A 19518-nucleotide genomic window follows, 5' to 3' on the forward strand; every position below is an offset into this window, starting at 1 on the left:
TAGTCTAAAGCCAAGCTCGTTGTGCAACAGAGCATAATCTTGATTGTGGTGTGCCGTTATAAGGTTCGATTGTTACTGCAATATGACACTCGAGATCTCATCATCATCTTCTTGCCTGCTTCCCTTATCCCCCTTAGTGACGAAAGAAGAGTCGAAAAAAGACAATAAAAAAGAGCAATGCTAGATGGCATTGCTCTTTTGGGTTTTACTGTGAAGGCTCAGAACTGCTTACTGTCGACTGAGCTGCGCTGATACTCGATTCAGCACCTGAGGTTTCTAAAGGTGGGATCACCACTAAACCTTCAAGGGTCGCTTCTTGTTCTTTATTGCGCTTATTTACATGGCCAATAATGCTTTGGTAATAACGGCGAATGTTTTCAACGTAGTTTCTCGCTTCATCACCACGCGCATACCCATATCGAGTTTGGCTGTAGTATTTCTTCTGTCTCAATAGAGGTAATCTGTCTTTCACATCGCCCCAAGCATCAGGATCTCCTCCTTGTGCCTTCGTGAGGCGACGCGCGTCCATCATGTGCCCGTAACCGACATTGTATGAAGCAAGTGCAAACCAGATCTTTTCGTGTTGAGTGATTGAATCTGGTACTCGGTTCACGATACGACGCAGGTACTCAACACCGCCTTGTACCGACTGTTTCGGGTCGAGACGGTTGGTTACCCCAACACTCTTCGCGGTGGGCAGTGTCAACATCATCATGCCACGAACCCCCGTTGGTGAGCGCGCAACAGGGTTCCAGTGTGATTCTTGGTAGGCCAAAGCGGCAATCAAGCGCCAATCAAATTCTTGAGAGTACTTTTGAAATAGCGGTGACCATTTTGGCAACTTGCTGTCCAGTGCGCGGATAAAGGCGCGAGTATCAACGTAGTCAAAAGTGCCGATATGGCCGATGTATTTCTCTTCTAGTGAAGCCAGTTCACCAGACTGTTTTAGGTTACCGAAGAACTCAATCAACAGAGCATAAAGGCGTTCATCTTCAGACTTCTGTAAATACCAAGAGATAGGTTGGTCTTCTGTCAGTTCAAAAGCCAAAGCTACGTCTGGGTATAAACGTTGTGCCAGTGATAGCTCAATTGAGTCTGCAACCGTAAATAAGCGCTCGCCAGTCGAGACTTCTTTAAGCAGGTCGTTGATATCAGCATTGCCGACCGCATCATAGATGAAGTCATCGTGTGTTTTCTGCAGCTGTTTTAGTGTTGGCTCAAAGTGTGAGTCTTTTACTACAACCAAAGATGGCGTTAATGTGTCAGTAGACGCCGCCTCTTCTGATTCAGTTTGCGCTTTAACAAAGTCAGCCTGACGCTCATTCTCAAAATTGATCAGTTGTTCAAGGTTTCTTGGTCGCCACTGGCCTTTTTTGTATACGACCTGTTGGCTTACATAGTAATAAGCAGGCGCAGCGCGATAAGCGCGTGTCAGTTTGTTGTTCTGCGTTAAGCCGGTCGCGATAAGATCGATCTCACCTTTCTGCAGTGCAGGGAACAAGCCAGACAAACGGTAAGCAGGTTTAACCTCAAGCTTTACACCAAGCTCCTGCGCAAATTCACGAGCTAACTCGTAATCTAAGCCAGCAGGGCCATCAGGACCGATGTAATAAGAGAGTTGGTTATTTAGGGTGCCGACACGAAGAACGCCACGATCTCGTATCTGCTCAAGGACACTTTTAGGTTCAGATTCAATCTGACATCCAGCCAACCCAAATAGGGCGATGGCCAGCAGAAGGAACTTAGACGAAAAGATGAGCGTAAATTTAGGAATCAAAATGAAATCTCGAAAAGTGGAAGCCCCTTTATACCAAACCCCGCAAGGCTGGCAAAGCAGGTTTAATTAAACAGTTGTAAAAGTGGTGATAAATGCAGCAAAAGTACCATTTACGCAGAAAGATAAAAAAAATCACGCAAACGGTTGCTTTTGGTGTTACGTCACAAAAAGAAATGCTTTATAATGCGCTCGCATTGAAGAGGTGGAATCGGCATAGGTTTGGCAACCTTCGGGAATAGCTTCGAAGAAAACAGTTAGGTTGTCCCTATAACCCACTGAATTTATTCCAATACTACCTTAATCAACTGCATAAGAGACGTAAGCACATGAGAATTTTGCGTGGCTCCCCAGCTCTATCTGAGTTTCGTGTTAACAAGCTTTTAGAGCTTTGTCGTGAATTAAGCTTACCTGTAACAGGTATTTACGCTGAGTTTGCCCACTTTGCTGATCTAACGGCAGACCTAGATGAGTCTGAAGTTGAGAAGCTAGAGAAGCTACTGACTTACGGTCCAACGATTGAAGAGCATGAACCTGAAGGTTTACTGCTGCTTGCAACGCCACGCCCGGGCACTATCTCGCCTTGGTCTTCAAAATCAACAGATATCGCACACAACTGCGGACTGGCTAAAGTGTCACGTCTAGAGCGCGGTACTGCTTTCTACATTGAAACCTCTACTGAACTTTCTGAGCTTCAACTTGTTGAGCTGAAAGCAATCCTACACGACCGTATGATGGAAGTGGTTTTCACTGACTTCGAATCAGCGGTGGCACTATTTAGAGTTGCTGAGCCTGCTCCTTATGCGGAAGTTGACCTATTAACTGGTGGACGTAAAGCGCTTGAAGAAGCAAACGTTACCCTAGGTCTAGCACTTGCAGAAGATGAGATTGATTACCTTCTTGAAAGCTTTACTGAGAAGCTAGGTCGTAACCCGGCTGACATCGAGCTAATGATGTTTGCACAAGCGAACTCAGAGCACTGTCGTCACAAGATCTTTAACGCTGATTGGACTATCGATGGCGTTAAGCAAGAAAAATCATTGTTCAAGATGATTAAGAACACCTTTGAAACGACACCAGAACACGTTCTGTCTGCTTATAAAGATAACGCAGCGGTAATGACCGGTTCTGAAGTGGGTCGTTTCTTCCCAGATCCAGAAACTCGCCAATACAACTACCACCAAGAAAAAACACACATCTTGATGAAAGTTGAAACGCATAACCATCCAACGGCAATCTCTCCATGGCCGGGCGCATCAACAGGTTCAGGCGGCGAAATCCGTGATGAAGGCGCAACCGGTATTGGTGGTAAGCCAAAAGCTGGCCTTGTTGCTTTCTCTGTATCTAACCTTAAGATCCCGAACTTCGTTCAACCTTGGGAAACTGACTTTGGTAAGCCGAGCCGTATCGTTACTGCTTTGGATATCATGCTTGAAGGTCCTCTTGGTGGCGCAGCATTCAACAACGAATTTGGTCGTCCAAACCTATTAGGTTACTTCCGTACATACGAAGAGAAAGTAAACTCTCACGCAGGCGAAGAAGTGCGTGGGTACCATAAACCAATCATGCTTGCTGGCGGCCTAGGTAACATCCGTGATGATCATGTTCAGAAGAAAGAGATCCCAGTAGGCGCAAGCCTAATCGTTCTTGGTGGTCCAGCAATGAACATCGGCCTTGGTGGAGGTGCTGCATCTTCAATGGATTCGGGTTCATCTTCTGAAGACCTAGATTTCGCTTCTGTACAACGTGAAAACCCAGAGATGGAACGTCGTTGTCAGGAAGTTATCGACCGTTGTTGGCAGCTTGGTGATGCGAACCCAATCGCATTCATCCACGATGTGGGCGCGGGCGGTATCTCGAATGCTCTTCCTGAGCTAGTCGACGACGGCGAGCGTGGCGGTATCTTTAATCTACGTGACGTACCAAACGATGAGCCGGGCATGAGCCCACTTGAGATCTGGTGTAACGAATCTCAAGAGCGTTACGTTATGGCGGTTGCTGATAAAGACATGGCAACGTTCGACGCGATTTGTAAACGTGAACGCGCACCATATGCAGTGGTGGGTAAAGCAACAGAAGAGCGTGATCTGAAACTAGAAGATTCACACTTCGACAACACGCCAATCGACATGCCTATGGACATCCTATTAGGTAAAACACCTAAGATGCACCGTGACGCGAAGACGCTAAAAGCAAACAATCCTGCGATTGACCGTTCTTGTATCGAACTAAACGAAGCGGTTGACCGTATTCTTCGCTTACCAACAGTGGCAGAGAAAACATTCCTAATCACTATCGGTGACCGCTCGGTAACTGGCCTTGTGGCTCGTGATCAAATGGTTGGCCCATGGCAGGTTCCTGTTGCTAACTGTGCGGTAACTGCAGCAAGTTACGACTCTTACCACGGTGAGGCAATGTCTCTTGGTGAGCGTACGCCAGTGGCACTACTAGACTTCGGCGCATCGGCTCGTCTAGCGGTTGGTGAAGCAATCACTAACATCGCAGCGACGAACATCGGTGATATCAAACACATTAAATTGTCAGCTAACTGGATGTCTCCAGCAGGTCACCCTGGTGAAGATGCAGGCCTTTACGAAGCGGTTAAAGCCGTGGGTGAAGAACTATGTCCGGCACTGGGTCTAACTATCCCTGTGGGTAAAGATTCTATGTCGATGAAGACTAAGTGGGAAGAGAACGGCGAGCAGAAAGAAGTCACATCTCCGCTATCTCTTGTTATCACTGCGTTTGCACGTGTTGAAGATGTTCGTAAGACGATTACGCCACAACTTCGTACAGACAAAGGCAACACGTCACTGGTACTTATCGACCTTGGTAACGGCCAAAACCGCATGGGCGCAACAGCACTAGCGCAAGTTTACAAGCAGCTTGGTGATAAGCCAGCAGACGTAGACAATGCAGCACAGCTAAAAGGTTTCTACGAAGGCGTTCAGGCTCTGGTTGCTAAAGACCAAGTTGTGGCTTACCACGATAAAGGCGACGGCGGTCTATTCGTTACTCTAGCTGAAATGGCGTTCGCAGGTCACTGTGGTGTTCAAGCTAATATCGAAGCGTTAGGTGAAGACACACTAGCAGCACTATTTAACGAAGAGCTAGGTGCGGTAATCCAGGTTCGTAACGACGACCTAGACGCAGTACTTTCTACGCTTGCAGCCAATGGCCTAGAAGCATGCTCACATGTTATTGGTTCGGTTCAAGATTCTGATGAGTTGGTGATTAAGTCTGGTGCAGACGTTGTGATTCAACGTAACCGTACTGAACTGCGTACTATCTGGGCTGAGACGACGCATAAGATGCAAGGTCTACGTGATAACCCAGTTTGTGCTGACCAAGAACATGAAGCGAAGAAAGACAACTCAGACCCAGGTCTGAACGTGAAACTAAGCTTTGACGTAAACGAAGATATTGCTGCTCCTTACATCAACACGGGCGCTAAGCCTAAGATGGCAATTCTACGTGAGCAGGGTGTTAACTCTCACGTTGAAATGGCAGCAGCATTCGACCGTGCAGGCTTCGAAGCGACTGATATTCACATGAGCGACATCCTAACGGGTCAAGCGGTACTCGAAGAGTACAACGGCCTTGTGGCTTGTGGTGGTTTCTCTTACGGTGATGTACTGGGCGCTGGTGAAGGTTGGGCTAAATCAGTTCTGTTTAACGATTCTACTCGTGACCAATTTGAAAACTTCTTCAAACGTGAAGATACTTTCTCTTTAGGTGTATGTAACGGTTGTCAGATGTTGTCTAACCTGCGTGAACTTATCCCTGGAGCTGAATACTGGCCACGTTTCGTTCGCAATGAGTCTGAGCGTTTTGAAGCACGTTTCAGCCTCGTTGAAGTTCAGAAGTCAGATTCTGTATTCTTCAACGGCATGGAAGGTTCTCGTATGCCAATCGCAGTTTCTCACGGTGAGGGCCGCGTAGAAGTGCGTGACAACGACCACCTAAACGCGATTGAGAACTCAGGTACGGTTGCACTACGTTACGTTGATAACAACGGTAACCAAACGCAGCAATACCCGAACAACCCGAATGGTTCGCCAAACGCTATCACTGGTTTAACGACTACAGACGGCCGTGTGACTATCATGATGCCGCACCCAGAGCGTGTATTCCGTACGGTTGCAAACTCTTGGTCTCCGGAAGGTTGGGGCGAGAATGGCGCTTGGATGCGTATGTTCCAAAACGCACGTAAGAATGTGGGTTAACCACTCTCTTACAGGCCGCATTAATCTAGGCTAGGTTAAGCAAAAATGAAAAGCGCAGATCGAAAGGTCTGCGCTTTTTTATTTCTCAAAATTTAGGAACCAGAGCGAAGAAATTAATGGTTGCAGTTTGCTGTTCTAAAAATCTCCACTACGCTAAATGTTATGGAATCAATTTGTTAGGCCATCAAATTCTGCATTTATGCAGAGAGTATCGTTTGGCTATGCAAAAAATTGAATCAATCATCGTGGCATAAGAGGGAACTATGAAAACAACAATCACAAAAGCAGTAGCAGTGGCAGCGATTGTCATGTCGTTAGCTGGATGTGTCGGTAGCAACGCCGTTACTGGTAAATTAATGAAGTTCAACGTTGAGGTTGTAGACAACCGCTACGCTCGTGCGGGTGTCAACTTCTTGCTTGCTCCGGTTTACGCACTCACCACCGCAGCCGATTACATTGTCTTTAACTCAATCGAATTCTGGGCGGGTAAAAACCCACTCACAGGCGCACCTCACATCTTTGATAGCAAAGTCGATACCATGATTGATGTGAATGACAGCCTTGATGATTCACTAAAAGAAGCCCCACTTAGTTTCAATAATCGTCAGATCGAATGGGGTGAGATGCAGCAAATTGATGAGAACACGATTCGTATGGACATCACTTACAACGATGGTCAGAAAGCCGTTCTGACTGGTGTTCGTGATGGCGACAAGGTCAGCTACTACATGGATGGTACGTTAGTATCAGAAACCTCTATTCAAGCGCTTGAACAGCTAGCCGCAGAGAAAGCGTAATCCTTCTAGTAATATACCAATAAAATAAAAGCCGCTGGATTCAACTCCAGCGGCTTCGTATTTTCTAGCATCTAGCATCTAGCATCTAGCATCTAGCGCTTAGATTAGTTGTTGCTGTGTAGCTCGCTGTTTAGTTCAACAGCAGACTTGTTCGCTAGACATTCAATTTGACCAGTGATCGAGTTGCGACGGAACAGAAGATCAGAAACGCCAGCTAGATCGCGAGCTTTAATGATTTCTACTTCGTTGCCTTCTTTATCTAGCATGAGAACTTTCGTACCAGCCGTTACATATAGACCAGACTCAACAGTACAGCGATCGCCCATTGGGAAGCCAAGACCCGCGTTTGCACCTAGTAGGCAGTTTTCGCCGATAGAGATAACCATAGTACCGCCACCAGACAGAGTACCCATGATAGAAGCGCCGCCGCCGATGTCTGAACCGTTACCTACAACAACACCCGCAGAGATACGACCTTCAACCATGCTCACGCCAGTTGTACCAGCATTGAAGTTGATGAAACCTTCGTGCATTACTGTTGTGCCTTCACCCACATGTGCGCCAAGACGAACACGAGAAGTATCAGCAATACGAATACCTGTTGGTACTACGTAATCCACCATTTTAGGGAACTTGTCTACGCAATCTACAGATAGAGCGCGACCAGCTAGGCGAGCTTCGATTTGACGCTCAGCCAGCTCAGGAAGATCGATTGGACCTTCGTTAGTCCATGCGATGTTGTGTAGTAGACCGAAGATACCGTCTAGTACTGTACCGTGCGGTTGAACTAGGCGGTTAGAGATAAGTTGTAGCTTAAGGAAGCCTTCAGCAACCGATGCTGGCTTCTCGTCAGTCGCAAGAACAACAAGAACAAGTGGTTGCTCAGATGCTGCCGCTTTTTCTGCGAAAGATGCGTTAGCTGCATCATCGTTTGCTGCGAATGCCTTCGCCAGTTCTGCGCTTTGTGCAGCAGAGATTTCGATAGCTTGGTTGCCTTCAGAGTAACCTGATACTTCTGCCACAGCCGCTACAAGAGCGTCGCTTGGGTTTAGAAGTGGGTTAGGGAAGAACGCTTCAATGATTTTATTGTCGCGATTTTTGGTTGCCGTACCGAAGGCTAGTGAAAAGTAAGCCATGTTGAATCTCCATGTGTTGAGTCTTGATTTTGCTATTCCATAACAGCGGCTCGAATAACTAGCGCTGCCGTTAGCAAAGTTAATTTAATTGCGTTCATCATAAAGAGAGCGCCCTCGTTATGAAAGGGCGTATCGGGATAAAGTCTGTAAAATGATATTGCTTGTCTTTTGAGAGATAGTTTTCATTATCCGGATATTATACCTCGCTCTTAAATATGGGCGTTCTTACTTAAGTAGCGCGGTGCCATTTCATTTCCATGCCTGACACTTATCTTTAGTCCATCCTCTTGTTAGCCGTATCAATAGAGTGAGTCACACTTTCTTTATAAATCCATGTTTATTATCAGAATTATTCGACTTCTGTTGATTAATCGCTTGTGCCTACAGTTAGGATAAATACTCAACTTTCCAGACATGTAATTAAGAGAACGATCACTAAAACCCTGCAAGATGTCAGTATATTGCCTGCCATAACGACATTAAAACGATTAATAAAGGATCTTCTATGAATTTTACTAAGTCTTTACTGGTGCTCTCTATCGGCGTAGCGATGGCTGGCTGTGGCTCGGATAGTGACGATATCACAGTGACATGTGATACCGCGGAATCTTGTACCAAGTTTACCATTTTGCATACCAATGATAACCACGGTCGTTTTTGGGAGAATAGTAAGGGTGAGTACGGAATGGCGGCTCGTAAGACTTTGATCGATAGCATTCGTGCAGAAGTCACTCAAAACGGTGGTGAAACCATTCTATTGTCTGGTGGTGATATTAATACCGGTGTGCCTGAGTCTGATATGCAGGACGCGGTACCAGATTTTGTTGGTATGAACCTTCTTGGTTACGACGCAATGGCATTAGGTAATCATGAGTTCGACAATAGCTTAGATGTGCTAGAGATGCAGGCTGAACTGGCTGATTTCCCAATGCTAGCGGCGAATATTTATATCAAAGATGGAGACACAGTTACTGATGAACGCCTTTTCTCTCCATACAAAGTATTCACTATTAATGGGTTAAAGGTTGCGGTTATTGGCCTGACAACCAAAGATACGGCGAAATTAGTTAATCCTGACAACGTCGCGACAATTCACTTTGCCGACCCACAAGTTGAAATTAAAAAAGCCATAAAAGAAATCGAGGCCAATGAAACGGTTGACCTGATTTTTGCTACCACGCATATGGGGCACTACGCCGATGGTCAACATGGTAGTGAAGCTCCTGGTGATGTGTTACTTGCTCGTTCACTGGAGGAAGGGCAATTGGATGCCATTATTGGCGGGCACTCCCAAAACCCGGTTTGTATGGAAGGCAACGAATATGCTGATTTCAACCCAGGAGATGATTGCAAGCCGGATCAACAAAATGGTACTTATATCATGCAAGCTCATGAGTGGGGCAAGTATGTCGGTAGAGCTGATTTTGAGTTTTATGACGGAAAGCTGCATTTAGCGAAGTACGACCTGATACCTGTGAACTTAAAAGAAAAAGATGAAAATGGTGATTACCAATTTATCCAATCTGAAATTGAACCTAATTCAACAGTAATTGCTACTCTTTCCGCCTATCAGCAACAAGGTCAAGAGTTGTTGGATGTCATCATATCGAAAACCGATGCGAAGCTTGAAGGTGACCGTGATGTTGTACGCGCAGAGCAAACCAACCTTGGTCATTTATTAGGTCACGCTTACCGTACTTACGATTTAGTGGACGCTGACTTCGGTGTGATGAATTCCGGTGGTGTTCGTGACTCAATTGCGGTAGGTGACATCGCTTATCGTGATGTACTTACAGTCCAACCTTTTGGCAACTTTGTAACCAAAGCAACAATGACGGGTGCTGAAGTAAAAGCGTATTTAGACGTTGTTGCGACTAAGACTGCAGGGTCTGGCGCTTACGCACAACTGGATAATATTAGCTTAACTGTCGACTGTGATTTGAGTGATGTGACTATTCGAGACATCAATGGCAAAGGTTTTGATTTAGCAGATACTTACACGTTCTCCGTGATCAGTTTCAGTGCGGCTGGTGGTGATGACTACCCAGTGATTGATGTTGAATCTACGCAGTTAACGGATGCCTCAGTTCTTCGTGATTTCTTTGTTAAGAACCCGGATGTCACTGCTGCTGATTACGCTCCTGCTGCTGGCAAGCTAATCTATAGGAGTAATGGAGTAGACGTAAAAGGCTGCCCTGCGAACTAATTTATAATCCGTAAACAAAAACGATAAAGAAAATAGCCAGCAAGTTGCTGGCTATTTTTGTATTGGAATTTCGAGGTGTTAACTAGATAAACAGTGCTTTATAAGCCTGCTCAATCCCTTCAATCAGCATCTGCATACCGATAACGGCGAGTATCAAACCCATCATTCGGGTAATTACATTCAATGCACTTGGTCCAACGGCTTTAACGAAGCGCTCGCCGAATACAAACAATACGTAGGTTAAGGCGCATAGTAGGCCAAAGGCGACGATGGTGATGATGGTTTCGTAGATGCCTTCGGTGCTGGCAAAGTTCATCGCGGTGGCAATGGTACCCGGGCCAGCCAATATTGGCATTGCCAATGGCGAAACTGCGATACTGAGCGCTGCATTTTGTTGGGCTTCTGAGTTGACCTTCTCTTTTGCTTTAGAGTGCGTTGAGTCACCTTGCAGCATGTGAAAGCCAATCAAAAAGACCAGAATACCGCCTGTGATGCGCAGTGCATACAGTGTGATACCAAAGAGATCAAAGATCAGTTTGCCAGAGAGCGCAAAAGTACTGACGATGATGAATGCGATAAACACTGAACGGAAGGCGATGGATTTGACCGTTTCTCTGTCATTGTCACCGGTTAATCCAAGAAAGATCGGAGTGTTGGCGATAGGGTTCATTATGGCAAAAAAGCCCATGAACACGGTAATGGTATGAATGATGAGCTCTTTCATATTAATCCTTTGAAAATATGCAGTTAAATGCGACAGCTGAATGTCTTTAATCTTAGATACAAATAATTATTAGAAATAGATAGTAGATGAAGTGTGAATAAAAAACAGCCAGCATAAGGCTGGCTGTTTGGTTTTAGTGATAGGTGTAGAGTTTTGGTCGTCTGTTACTGCTTGTTTCTCAGTTAACGGATTCTATTCTATGAATAGATCGTGGTGCTTGATGTTGCCGTTATGCGTTTTGAGATTCGCTTACTGCCACAGCTAATGCAACTGTCGCACCGACCATTGGGTTGTTACCCATACCGATGAAGCCCATCATTGCCACGTGAGCCGGAACAGAAGAGCTACCGGCGAACTGAGCATCAGCGTGCATTCTGCCCATGGTATCTGTCATGCCGTAAGACGCTGGGCCTGCTGCTACGTTATCTGAGTGCAATGTACGGCCGGTACCGCCGCCTGAAGCAACTGAGAAGTAAGGTAAACCTTGGCGAGTACGTTCTGCTTTGTAGATACCTGCAACAGGGTGTTGGAAGCGAGTTGGGTTAGTTGAGTTACCCGTAATACTTACATCCACTTCTTCTCTGTGCATAATTGCCACGCCTTCTCGTACATCATCAGCGCCGTAACACAAGATCTCTCCGCGAGGGCCTTGTGAGAAGCGGCGACGTTCTGTTTCAACAAGCTCGCCTGTTTGGTAATCGTATTGAGTGCGAACATAGGTAAAACCATTGATGCGAGAGATTAAGTAAGCCGCATCTTTACCTAGACCATTTAAGATCACTTTCAATGGGTTTTGACGTGATTTGTTGACGTTGAGTGCAATTTTAATCGCCCCTTCTGCAGCAGCAAAAGATTCATGGCCCGCAAGGAAAGCAAAACAGTGACTTTCTTTATTTAGAAGACGCGCAGCTAGCGCGCCATGCCCAATACCAACTTGGCGTTGCTCAGCAACACTGCCAGGTTTGGTGAATGCTTGAAGGCCTTCACCAATGATATTTGCTGCTTGTTCTACGCTGGTGGCTTTGCGAAATAGCGCCAGTGCTGAGCCAAGGATATAAGCATCGGCAGCGCTTTCAAAAGCAATTGGTTGAGTGTCCATCACCAACGTTTTTGGGTCTATATTGTGTGCTTTACAGTATTGCTCTGCTTGCGCCAAAGAGTCGAAGTTCATTTCTGCCAATGCGCGAGTTACTGATTCATTAAATTGAGTGTTCATCATATCTTTCCTCTTAATTGGCAAAAATTATTGTTGGCGTGGGTTAATGGTGGTCACGGCTTCGTCGAAGCGACCATAAGTCCCTGTCGCAAGGTCGGCCGCTTCATTGGCTGGCACGCCTTGATTAATCGCCTTCATCATTTTGCCGAGGTTGAGATATTCGTAGCCAATCACTTCGCTGTGATCATCAAGTGCTAGCTTGGTTACGTAACCTTCTGCAAGCTCTAGGTAACGAACGCCTTTCGCTGAGGTTGAATAACTGGTGCCGACTTGGCTGCGCTGTGTTTGACCTAAGTCTTCTAATGCTGCGCCGATCTCTAGGCCACCTTCAGAGAAAGCAGACTGGGTTCGACCGTAAACAAACTGCAGGAAGATCTCGCGCATCGCGACGTTAATCGCGTCACATACCAAGTCAGTATTGAGTGCTTCTAGAATGGTTTTTCCTGTCAGAATTTCAGCGGCCATCGCAGCTGATTGCGTCATGCCTGAACAACCAATCGTTTCGATGAGTGCTTCTTCGATGATGCCGTTTTTTACGTTAAGAGTCAGTTTGGCTGCACCTTGTTGTGGTGCACAAGTGCCTACGCCATGGCTTAAGCCAGAAATAGCGATGACATCTTTTGGGCTAACCATTGCGCCTTCAACTGGAATTGGAGCCGAGTTGTGAAGATCACCTCTTTGAATAGGGCACATGGATTGAATTTCTGAAGAGTAATGCATAATGTTTTCTCACTAATAAAGTCGTAATGACCTAGGGCGTTGAAAAAACAGGACGTGTTGGAAGAGGTGCGGCTAATTCACTACAGATCTTGAGTATCGATAATCCAAAGGAGTCATGGGATTTGGTCTTAATAGACACAGCCCATTTCAAAATGGAGGAGTAGCGATACATCCAACAGTATTACCTGTTTTCGATTCTGTAGGAGTCATTAGCACGGTTCAAAAGAACGGGCGGTTGAAGCAAAAGCTTAGGTGGAACCCCATCACCTGACGGCTATAGATTAGATCTTTATCACACTTTTGTGCAAGCGAATGTTTAGAGCGATTTCGACTATAAACAAGCATCATTATATTTCGATAAGTATAAAAAAACGCCAATAACTGACTCTGATTAGAGGTGTCATTGGCGTTTTTTAGAAAGCTTCAGCTAATTAAGCTGCATCTTCTTCAGCGTCTTCAACAGCTTCAAGCTTCTTCGCTTTTTTCGGAGCTGGCTTACGCTTCGCACCTAATGCGTAAAGAACTTCTTCTTTGTTCTTCGCTAGGTACATTGCAAGTTCTTCTTGCTTGCCTTCATCTTCAACTAAATCGCTTTTGCCTAACAGTTCAAAAAGCTCATCAGCCATATCCAGCATTTTGTCGTATGCGTCAGCTTCGGCTTTAGAGGTAAAAGTCATTTTCTCTTCTCCGTTGCGTTCCACCACGTACTTGACGATAACAGCCATGGTTAATCCTCTAAGTTTGATAAATTTTACTGGCTTTTTATACAGTTTCTGATGTTAAAAGTCCAGTTGGAGCCCGAACTATGCGGCCTCAATCTTGATATGTCGCCCAGTCTTCACAATAACTCATGAAAGATTTCAGCAACGGGCTTTGGTACTTGTCTTTGTGGACCAGCATCCAGAACCGACGTTTCATATCTAGTGGCACATTAAGCGCTTTTACTCGGCCTGAATCGATCGCTCGCTGTGCGGCCAGTCGTGATAAACACGCGAATCCAAGATTGGCAGAAACAGAGTTGATGATCGCCTCGGTCGTGTTGAGCTCGAAAGATTCATACCAGTGTTCGATGCGCGGTGCGACGGCTCGTAGGAAAAACTCACGCGTTCCTGAACCGGATTCGCGCAATATCCAATGGCTGTCTTCTAAATCTCGCAACGCGATTTTGTCTTTTGCCACTAAAGGATGTTGATTACTAACGATAATACACATTTCATCGCTACTAAACTGGCTAGAGATCAACTCCGGATGGAGTGTTTTTCCTTCAATTAACGCGATATCCAGTTCATAATCCACCAACTTTTGACAGATCAGGGCACTGTTTGAGATGAACAAGCTTTGGTCTTGGTGCTGAGTTTTTGCTCGAAAGCCAGACAAAATAAAAGGTGCAACCTGATTACCGATCGTGTCACTCGCGCCAACCTTGAGATTGCCACTTAAGGGCTGGTCGTCACGGAACAGAACATCGATGCCTGCTGCCCGGTGAAGAATCTCATCAGCTAAAGGAAGCAGTTTATGTCCTTCTTGATTGAGAATTAATCGGTTGTTGACCCGGTCAAATAGAGAGTGCCCTAGCTGTTTTTCCATTTCACCGAGTGCCATGCTAACCGCGGCTTTAGAGAGAAACAGAGCTTCCGATGCGGCGGTAAGTGTCGAATGCTGGGTAATGGTGACAAACACTTTGAGCTGTTTGATTGAGATATTAGCCATCAGGTTCCTACTTTTACGCTGCTGGTGGAATTGGTTGTTCAGTATTGGTGAACGCTTGTTATATATAATTGGATATAACTTAACGAAGTGCAAGCGTATTATGGCTTCAACAAGCTGATGAGTTCACAAGTTTTGTGAATTAAGTTCAAGAGAGGCTCACATGATTCAACGTATTAAATATAGATTAACAGGAGCTCCAACACCCATGGCAGGGTTAGCACTAGCAATCGCAAGTTTAGGCTGGTGCTGGGATGGCGTTTTAGTCGCACAAGGTATTTTACACACTCCTGGTTTAGTGCAGTGGACCAGTGCGGGTATCGCGGCGGTATTACTTCTTGTTTTAGCTGTGAAATTTTTGATTCATGGCCATTTATTGCGTGAAGATCTTGCTCACCCTGTTGTCGGCAGTGTAGTACCAACATTTGCGATGGGCAGCATGGTGGTGTCAGCATCTTTAGCGCCGATTTCTCAATTTTTACAAGAAGCGATGTGGCTTGCAGCGGTTGCTCTACACGTTGTGTTCTTAGTGAGCTTTTTGTACCACAGAGCTAAAAACTTTGAGATTCACCATATGGTGCCAAGCTGGTTCGTACCGCCAATCGGTATCATTGTGGCAGATGTATCTTTCTCGGGTAATCCAGTTTTAGAGCCTGTAGCGAACGCGACTTTGGTATTCGGCTTATTGGTTTACGCTGTGATGCTACCACTGATGGTTTACCGTTTGATCTTCTCTCACGAAGTGCCAGATGCTGCAAAACCAACCATTGCGATTATGGCTGCACCAGCAAGCCTATCTTTGGCGGGATACCTAACAGTGACAGCAAGCCCTTCACCAGTGATCATTGGTTTGTTATTTGGTATTGCAGTGTTGATGACGTTCATTATCTACATGGCGTTTTTCAAACTACTTCGTCTGCCATTCAGCCCTGGCTATGCAGCGTTTACCTTCCCAATTGTGATTGGTGCAACAGCCTTGTTTAAATTGGCTGCGTGGATGCAAGCACAAGGTATTGAAGCACATTATATCAACCAAGTGTTTGGCCTAGCTTATTTAGAGCTGATTGTTGCGACGTTGGTGGTAGGTTATGTCGCTGTTCGTTACTACATGAACTACAAACCTCACCGTGTTTTAAGTGCGGTAGCGGGCAGATTGTAAAGGGCAATAGTTCAAAAGATAAACGGACCTTAAGCTTTCGGTATTTCATAAGCTTATATTCCTCATCCAAACTCAGCACTTATGCTAATCTGGCAGTATATTGTTGCAAGATTAGCGTGAGTGCACTTTGTTTACTGTTTATCATTCCAATAAAGTTGATACTTTAAAAATTCTTCTCGTTCACTTAATCAAAAGTGACCCTTTAGCCAATCCTTTCGAAAAAGAGCAGATCTTGGTTCAGAGCCCGGGTATGTCTCAATGGCTTAAGATAGAACTCGCCAAAGAGTTTGGTGTAGCAGCAAATATCGATTTTCCTCTTCCAGCAACCTTCATTTGGGATATGTTTACCCAAGTGCTTCCTGACGTACCGAAACGCAGTGCTTTTAACAAAGAAGCGATGACGTGGAAGCTGATGAGTTTGCTACCCGCGAAACTTGACCACCCTGATTTCTTACCCCTACAGCGCTATCTTGAAAACGACGAAGACGGCTCTAAGTTGTATCAATTAGCCGAGAAAATTGCCGATATCTTCGATGGTTACTTGGTATATCGCCCTGAGTGGATGGCGATGTGGGAAGCGGGAGAACCCGTTGCAGAATTGATTGATAGTGAAGGGCAACAAGAGCACCCTTGGCAGCCGATTTTGTGGAAGGCACTCTACGAGCAAACGCTCTCTCAAGGCCAATCGAAATATCACCGTGGTAACTTGTATCACGATTTCATTGAAGCGTTAGCTAATCAACAAGGCCAATTACAACACCTGCCGAAACGTCTGTTTGTGTTTGGTATTTCGTCACTGCCTCCTCGCTACATGGATGCCTTGAAAGCGCTTGGCGAGCAGATTGATGTCCACCTGATGTTTACCAATCCTTGCCAACATTACTGGGGCGATATTCGTGACCGTAAATACTTGGCGAGAGTGGAAGCGCAGCGTCGTAAGCAGTTTGCTCTGGTTGATGGTTTACCTCAGCTAGAAGGCGAAGTCTCACCATTAAAAGATGGCATTGAAGCCAATATTGAAGATGAACTGCATACCAGCCAAGCGATCGGTAATAGCTTACTTGCGTCTATGGGTAAACTGGGCAGAGATAACCTGTTCTTGCTATCTCAATCAGACTGCGAAGAGCATGAGTTCTTTATTGATGTCGAGAGAGACAGTCTGCTGCATCAACTGCAAGCCGATATTCTTGAGTTAGAAGAGCACCAAGACGATCACATCTTAGACTCCAGCAACCATAAACAAGTGGTTGAGCTGGGCGATCGTTCGTTGACGGTACACGCTTGTCACAGTCCAATGCGCGAGGTTGAAGTTTTTCATGATCAGTTGTTAGCAATGTTTGACGCTGACCCAACATTAAAGCCACGCGATATCATCGTGATGGTGTCTGACATCAATGCCTATAGCCCAGCGATTCAGGCGGTATTTGGTAATGCTCCGGGTGAGCGTTATATCCCTTACTCGATCTCTGATAGAACGGCAGACCAAGAGAGCCCAATTTTGACCGCGTTCATGCAGCTGGTCGCGTTGCCGAATACGCGTTGTTTAGCTTCTGAGTTGTTAGAGCTATTAGAAATTCCTGCGATGATGGCACGCTTTGGTATTGATGAATTTCAATTTGAGCAAGCTAAGCAGTGGGTTGAAGAAGCGGGTATCCGCTGGGGCGTCGATTCTTCTACGGCAACAGAGTTTGATTTGCCTGCCACCGAGCAAAATACTTGGCTATTTGGTATCCAGCGTATGTTACTGGGTTATGCGATGTCGGATTCCGCAGGTTTGTTTGAAACTGAACACTCTCCAATTGCTGCTTATAACGAAGTTCAAGGTATTAACGCCGAACTAGCGGGTAAATTAGCGCACTTTATTGACCGTATTGCTCATTACCGTCAACGCTTAACTGAAACCCAATCTATCGACATGTGGCGTGAAACCTTGCTGCAAATGATTGATGATTTCTTCGCCGTTGAGCTAGAGGGCGAGGTGGTGCTTAAGTCGATTCGCGATGCACTTTCTCAACTGAATGAACAGCTTGATGATGCCCTGTACGAACAAGAGTTATCGCCAAGCATCATCTACCAATATTTGAATAATAAACTGTCGGGCGCGCGTATAAGCCAGCGTTTCTTAGCGGGGCAAGTTAACTTCTGTACCCTGATGCCGATGCGTTCCATCCCGTTCAAAACCGTTTGTCTATTAGGCATGAATGATGGTGTTTACCCTCGATCAATGCCGCCAGAAGGTTTTGACCTAATGAACGGGCGCACACGACCGGGTGATCGTTCTCGTCGTGATGATGACCGCTACCTATTCTTAGAAGCAATGTTGTCGGCGCAAGAGTGTTTATACATCAGTTATGTCGGCCGCTCGATTCAAGATAATACTGAGCGAGTGCCGTCGGTATTGGTTTCTGAGTTGATAGAGTACTGCCAACAGAATTACTGCCTAAGTGAAGACCAAGCGTTACCAAGTGATGATTCAGGCATCAACCTGACTCAAGCGATCAGCTTTGAACACACTATGACACCGTTCAGCCCCGCTGCGTTTACTCAAGGTGATGTAAGCCATGTGCTGAGTTACGCCAAAGAGTGGCTTCCAGCTGCTAACCGTTCCGGTGAACGCAGTGGTGAATTTAATCGCGCATTGGATGACTATTTGTTGGGTGCGACGTACCCGTTAGAACTCGATTTGGTTGAGTTACAGCGTTTCTGGCGTTTGCCAGTGCAGTACTTCTTTAATCGCCGTCTAAAAGTGGTGTTTGAGCCGCCACTTCCTGTGATGGAAGACGATGAGCCATTTGTACTTAATGGTTTAGAGAGTTTCCAACTTAAGGATGCTTTGCTGCAAGTGTTACTGGACCACCCTGAAGGCGCAGACGAAGCCGTTCGATTGTTTGTCTCTGAGCAAAAAGCACAGGGCAGATTACCGGTTGGCGCCTTTGGTGATATCGAATTTGAAACCAACCGTGTTCAAGCGGAAGACTTAGCCAAAGAGATTAGATTTGTAAGTGGGCAGCCACAACAAGATCTGGAGGTAAATATTGAATTTGACGTACTAGATGAGGGCAAACCGGTTCGTTTGATGGGTTGGCTGACTCAAAACTATCAATCGGGTTTAGTGCGTTTCCGTAGTGGCAAAATTCGCTCGCAAGATTACTTGGCTGCGTGGGTCGATCACTTGTGTTGTGCGGTGATGGGGCACGGCAAAACGACTCATATTATTGGCTATGACAGAAAAGAAGGCGTGGTTCACCAAACGCTACAACCTATCGGCGATGCGCAGCAGGCGAAGAGTTTATTAGCTGAGTTAGTGCGACTGTTCTATCAAGGTATGACTGCACCACTGCCGTATTTCCCGAAAACCGCCTTGGCCGGCGTTGAAGCGGGCTTTAGCCGTGGTAAATGGGTCGATGATGAAGAGAAGTCGCTCAAGAAAATGGCCGATACTTTTAATGATAGCTTCGCTTTCACGGGCGAGGGTCGAGATACCTACATCTCGCGTATTTGGCCTAAGTGGGACGAGGAGCTGGCGGCTGAGTCGCGTATGTATTCAACGCTTGTGTTACAGGCGGCAAGGTTGGCTGCTGCCGATCTGGAAGATCAGGAGTAAGTGGCTGTGATCGACAAGCTCAGTAGCGTGTGCGCTGAATTAATGAAAAACGAAAGAGAGTCGCTGGTAAGCATTTGGGGTGCTTACTTTCCAGGTGAAGGGAAGCAAGGTACAGGAAATAAAGTGGCCGCCAGTAAATCATTATTAGTGTAGGGCGTTCGCTGTACGGCCACAGGTCAGAGGGACCATTATTCTGTGGTTCAAAGTAACGCCGTAAAGTACAAAACTCGTACGCGCTCCTGAACTCGT

Annotated in this window: 12 protein-coding genes and 1 riboswitch; of the genes, 5 read left to right on the top strand and 7 right to left on the bottom strand. The window is 45.9% G+C overall.

Annotation, left to right across the window (positions count from 1 at the left end; genetic code table 11):
- Window positions 1–205: 205 nt before the first annotated feature.
- A complete protein-coding gene (mltF, locus tag AC3CH3_RS03485; RefSeq protein WP_488538150.1) occupies window positions 206–1774 on the bottom strand; it encodes a membrane-bound lytic murein transglycosylase MltF in 1569 nt (522 codons plus the stop codon).
- A gap of 329 nt (window positions 1775–2103) precedes the next feature.
- Between mltF and purL the strand changes: the two genes are divergently transcribed.
- Both purL and AC3CH3_RS03495 read left to right on the top strand, forming a co-directional pair.
- Window positions 2104–6000 (top strand): phosphoribosylformylglycinamidine synthase, encoded by a 3897-nt coding sequence (gene purL, locus AC3CH3_RS03490; protein ID WP_488537743.1) that lies wholly within the window; start codon window positions 2104–2106, stop codon window positions 5998–6000.
- Between the two features lie 263 nt (window positions 6001–6263).
- Window positions 6264–6797, top strand: coding sequence for a DUF3332 domain-containing protein (locus AC3CH3_RS03495; RefSeq protein WP_488537744.1), 534 nt, complete (start codon window positions 6264–6266; stop codon window positions 6795–6797).
- A gap of 104 nt (window positions 6798–6901) precedes the next feature.
- On the opposite strand, the gene dapD is transcribed toward AC3CH3_RS03495, so the two are convergent.
- A complete protein-coding gene (dapD, locus tag AC3CH3_RS03500; protein WP_488537745.1) occupies window positions 6902–7933 on the bottom strand; it encodes a 2,3,4,5-tetrahydropyridine-2,6-dicarboxylate N-succinyltransferase in 1032 nt (343 codons plus the stop codon).
- A 505-nt stretch (window positions 7934–8438) separates the two neighbouring features.
- On the opposite strand from dapD, the gene ushA reads away from it, so the two are divergent.
- Entirely contained in the window at window positions 8439–10139 is a 1701-nt protein-coding gene (ushA, locus tag AC3CH3_RS03505; RefSeq protein ID WP_488537746.1) for a bifunctional UDP-sugar hydrolase/5'-nucleotidase UshA, read from the top strand.
- Window positions 10140–10221: 82 nt separating this feature from the next.
- Here ushA and AC3CH3_RS03510 read toward each other — a convergent pair whose 3' ends face one another.
- The 5 genes from AC3CH3_RS03510 to AC3CH3_RS03530 all read right to left on the bottom strand — a co-directional run bounded on the left by AC3CH3_RS03510 (window position 10222) and on the right by AC3CH3_RS03530 (window position 14509).
- Complete coding sequence (locus AC3CH3_RS03510) at window positions 10222–10863, bottom strand: MarC family protein (RefSeq protein ID WP_488537747.1); 642 nt, start codon at window positions 10861–10863, stop codon at window positions 10222–10224.
- A 229-nt stretch (window positions 10864–11092) separates the two neighbouring features.
- Window positions 11093–12082: a GGGtGRT protein gene (locus tag AC3CH3_RS03515; RefSeq protein ID WP_488537748.1), complete on the bottom strand. Its 990-nt coding sequence runs from the start codon at window positions 12080–12082 to the stop codon at window positions 11093–11095.
- A 24-nt stretch (window positions 12083–12106) separates the two neighbouring features.
- Entirely contained in the window at window positions 12107–12799 is a 693-nt protein-coding gene (locus AC3CH3_RS03520; RefSeq protein ID WP_017068533.1) for an iron-sulfur cluster assembly scaffold protein, read from the bottom strand.
- Window positions 12800–12992: 193 nt separating this feature from the next.
- Window positions 12993–13076, bottom strand: a riboswitch (Fluoride riboswitch).
- A 154-nt stretch (window positions 13077–13230) separates the two neighbouring features.
- Window positions 13231–13524 (bottom strand): YebG family protein, encoded by a 294-nt coding sequence (locus AC3CH3_RS03525; protein ID WP_008223840.1) that lies wholly within the window; start codon window positions 13522–13524, stop codon window positions 13231–13233.
- Window positions 13525–13612: 88 nt separating this feature from the next.
- Entirely contained in the window at window positions 13613–14509 is an 897-nt protein-coding gene (locus tag AC3CH3_RS03530) for a LysR family transcriptional regulator (RefSeq protein WP_488537749.1), read from the bottom strand.
- A 160-nt stretch (window positions 14510–14669) separates the two neighbouring features.
- Between AC3CH3_RS03530 and AC3CH3_RS03535 the strand changes: the two genes are divergently transcribed.
- Window positions 14670–15665, top strand: coding sequence for a TDT family transporter (locus tag AC3CH3_RS03535; RefSeq protein WP_488537750.1), 996 nt, complete (start codon window positions 14670–14672; stop codon window positions 15663–15665).
- Between the two features lie 127 nt (window positions 15666–15792).
- A complete protein-coding gene (gene recC / locus AC3CH3_RS03540; RefSeq protein ID WP_488537751.1) occupies window positions 15793–19269 on the top strand; it encodes an exodeoxyribonuclease V subunit gamma in 3477 nt (1158 codons plus the stop codon).
- Window positions 19270–19518 lie beyond the last annotated feature (249 nt).

The sequence above is a fragment of the Vibrio sp. QJM3NY_35 genome, from assembly GCF_057785915.1.

What these genes read in the sequence shown, in the direction of transcription:
- AC3CH3_RS03530 (WP_488537749.1), bottom strand. Translation starts at nt 14,509, where the DNA reads ATGGCTAATATCTCAATCAAACAGCTCAAAGTGTTTGTCACCATTACC.
- ushA (WP_488537746.1), top strand. Translation starts at nt 8,439, where the DNA reads ATGAATTTTACTAAGTCTTTACTGGTGCTCTCTATCGGCGTAGCGATG.
- purL (WP_488537743.1), top strand. Translation starts at nt 2,104, where the DNA reads ATGAGAATTTTGCGTGGCTCCCCAGCTCTATCTGAGTTTCGTGTTAAC.
- AC3CH3_RS03520 (WP_017068533.1), bottom strand. Translation starts at nt 12,799, where the DNA reads ATGCATTACTCTTCAGAAATTCAATCCATGTGCCCTATTCAAAGAGGT.
- AC3CH3_RS03515 (WP_488537748.1), bottom strand. Translation starts at nt 12,082, where the DNA reads ATGATGAACACTCAATTTAATGAATCAGTAACTCGCGCATTGGCAGAA.
- AC3CH3_RS03495 (WP_488537744.1), top strand. Translation starts at nt 6,264, where the DNA reads ATGAAAACAACAATCACAAAAGCAGTAGCAGTGGCAGCGATTGTCATG.
- AC3CH3_RS03510 (WP_488537747.1), bottom strand. Translation starts at nt 10,863, where the DNA reads ATGAAAGAGCTCATCATTCATACCATTACCGTGTTCATGGGCTTTTTT.
- AC3CH3_RS03525 (WP_008223840.1), bottom strand. Translation starts at nt 13,524, where the DNA reads ATGGCTGTTATCGTCAAGTACGTGGTGGAACGCAACGGAGAAGAGAAA.
- AC3CH3_RS03535 (WP_488537750.1), top strand. Translation starts at nt 14,670, where the DNA reads ATGATTCAACGTATTAAATATAGATTAACAGGAGCTCCAACACCCATG.
- dapD (WP_488537745.1), bottom strand. Translation starts at nt 7,933, where the DNA reads ATGGCTTACTTTTCACTAGCCTTCGGTACGGCAACCAAAAATCGCGAC.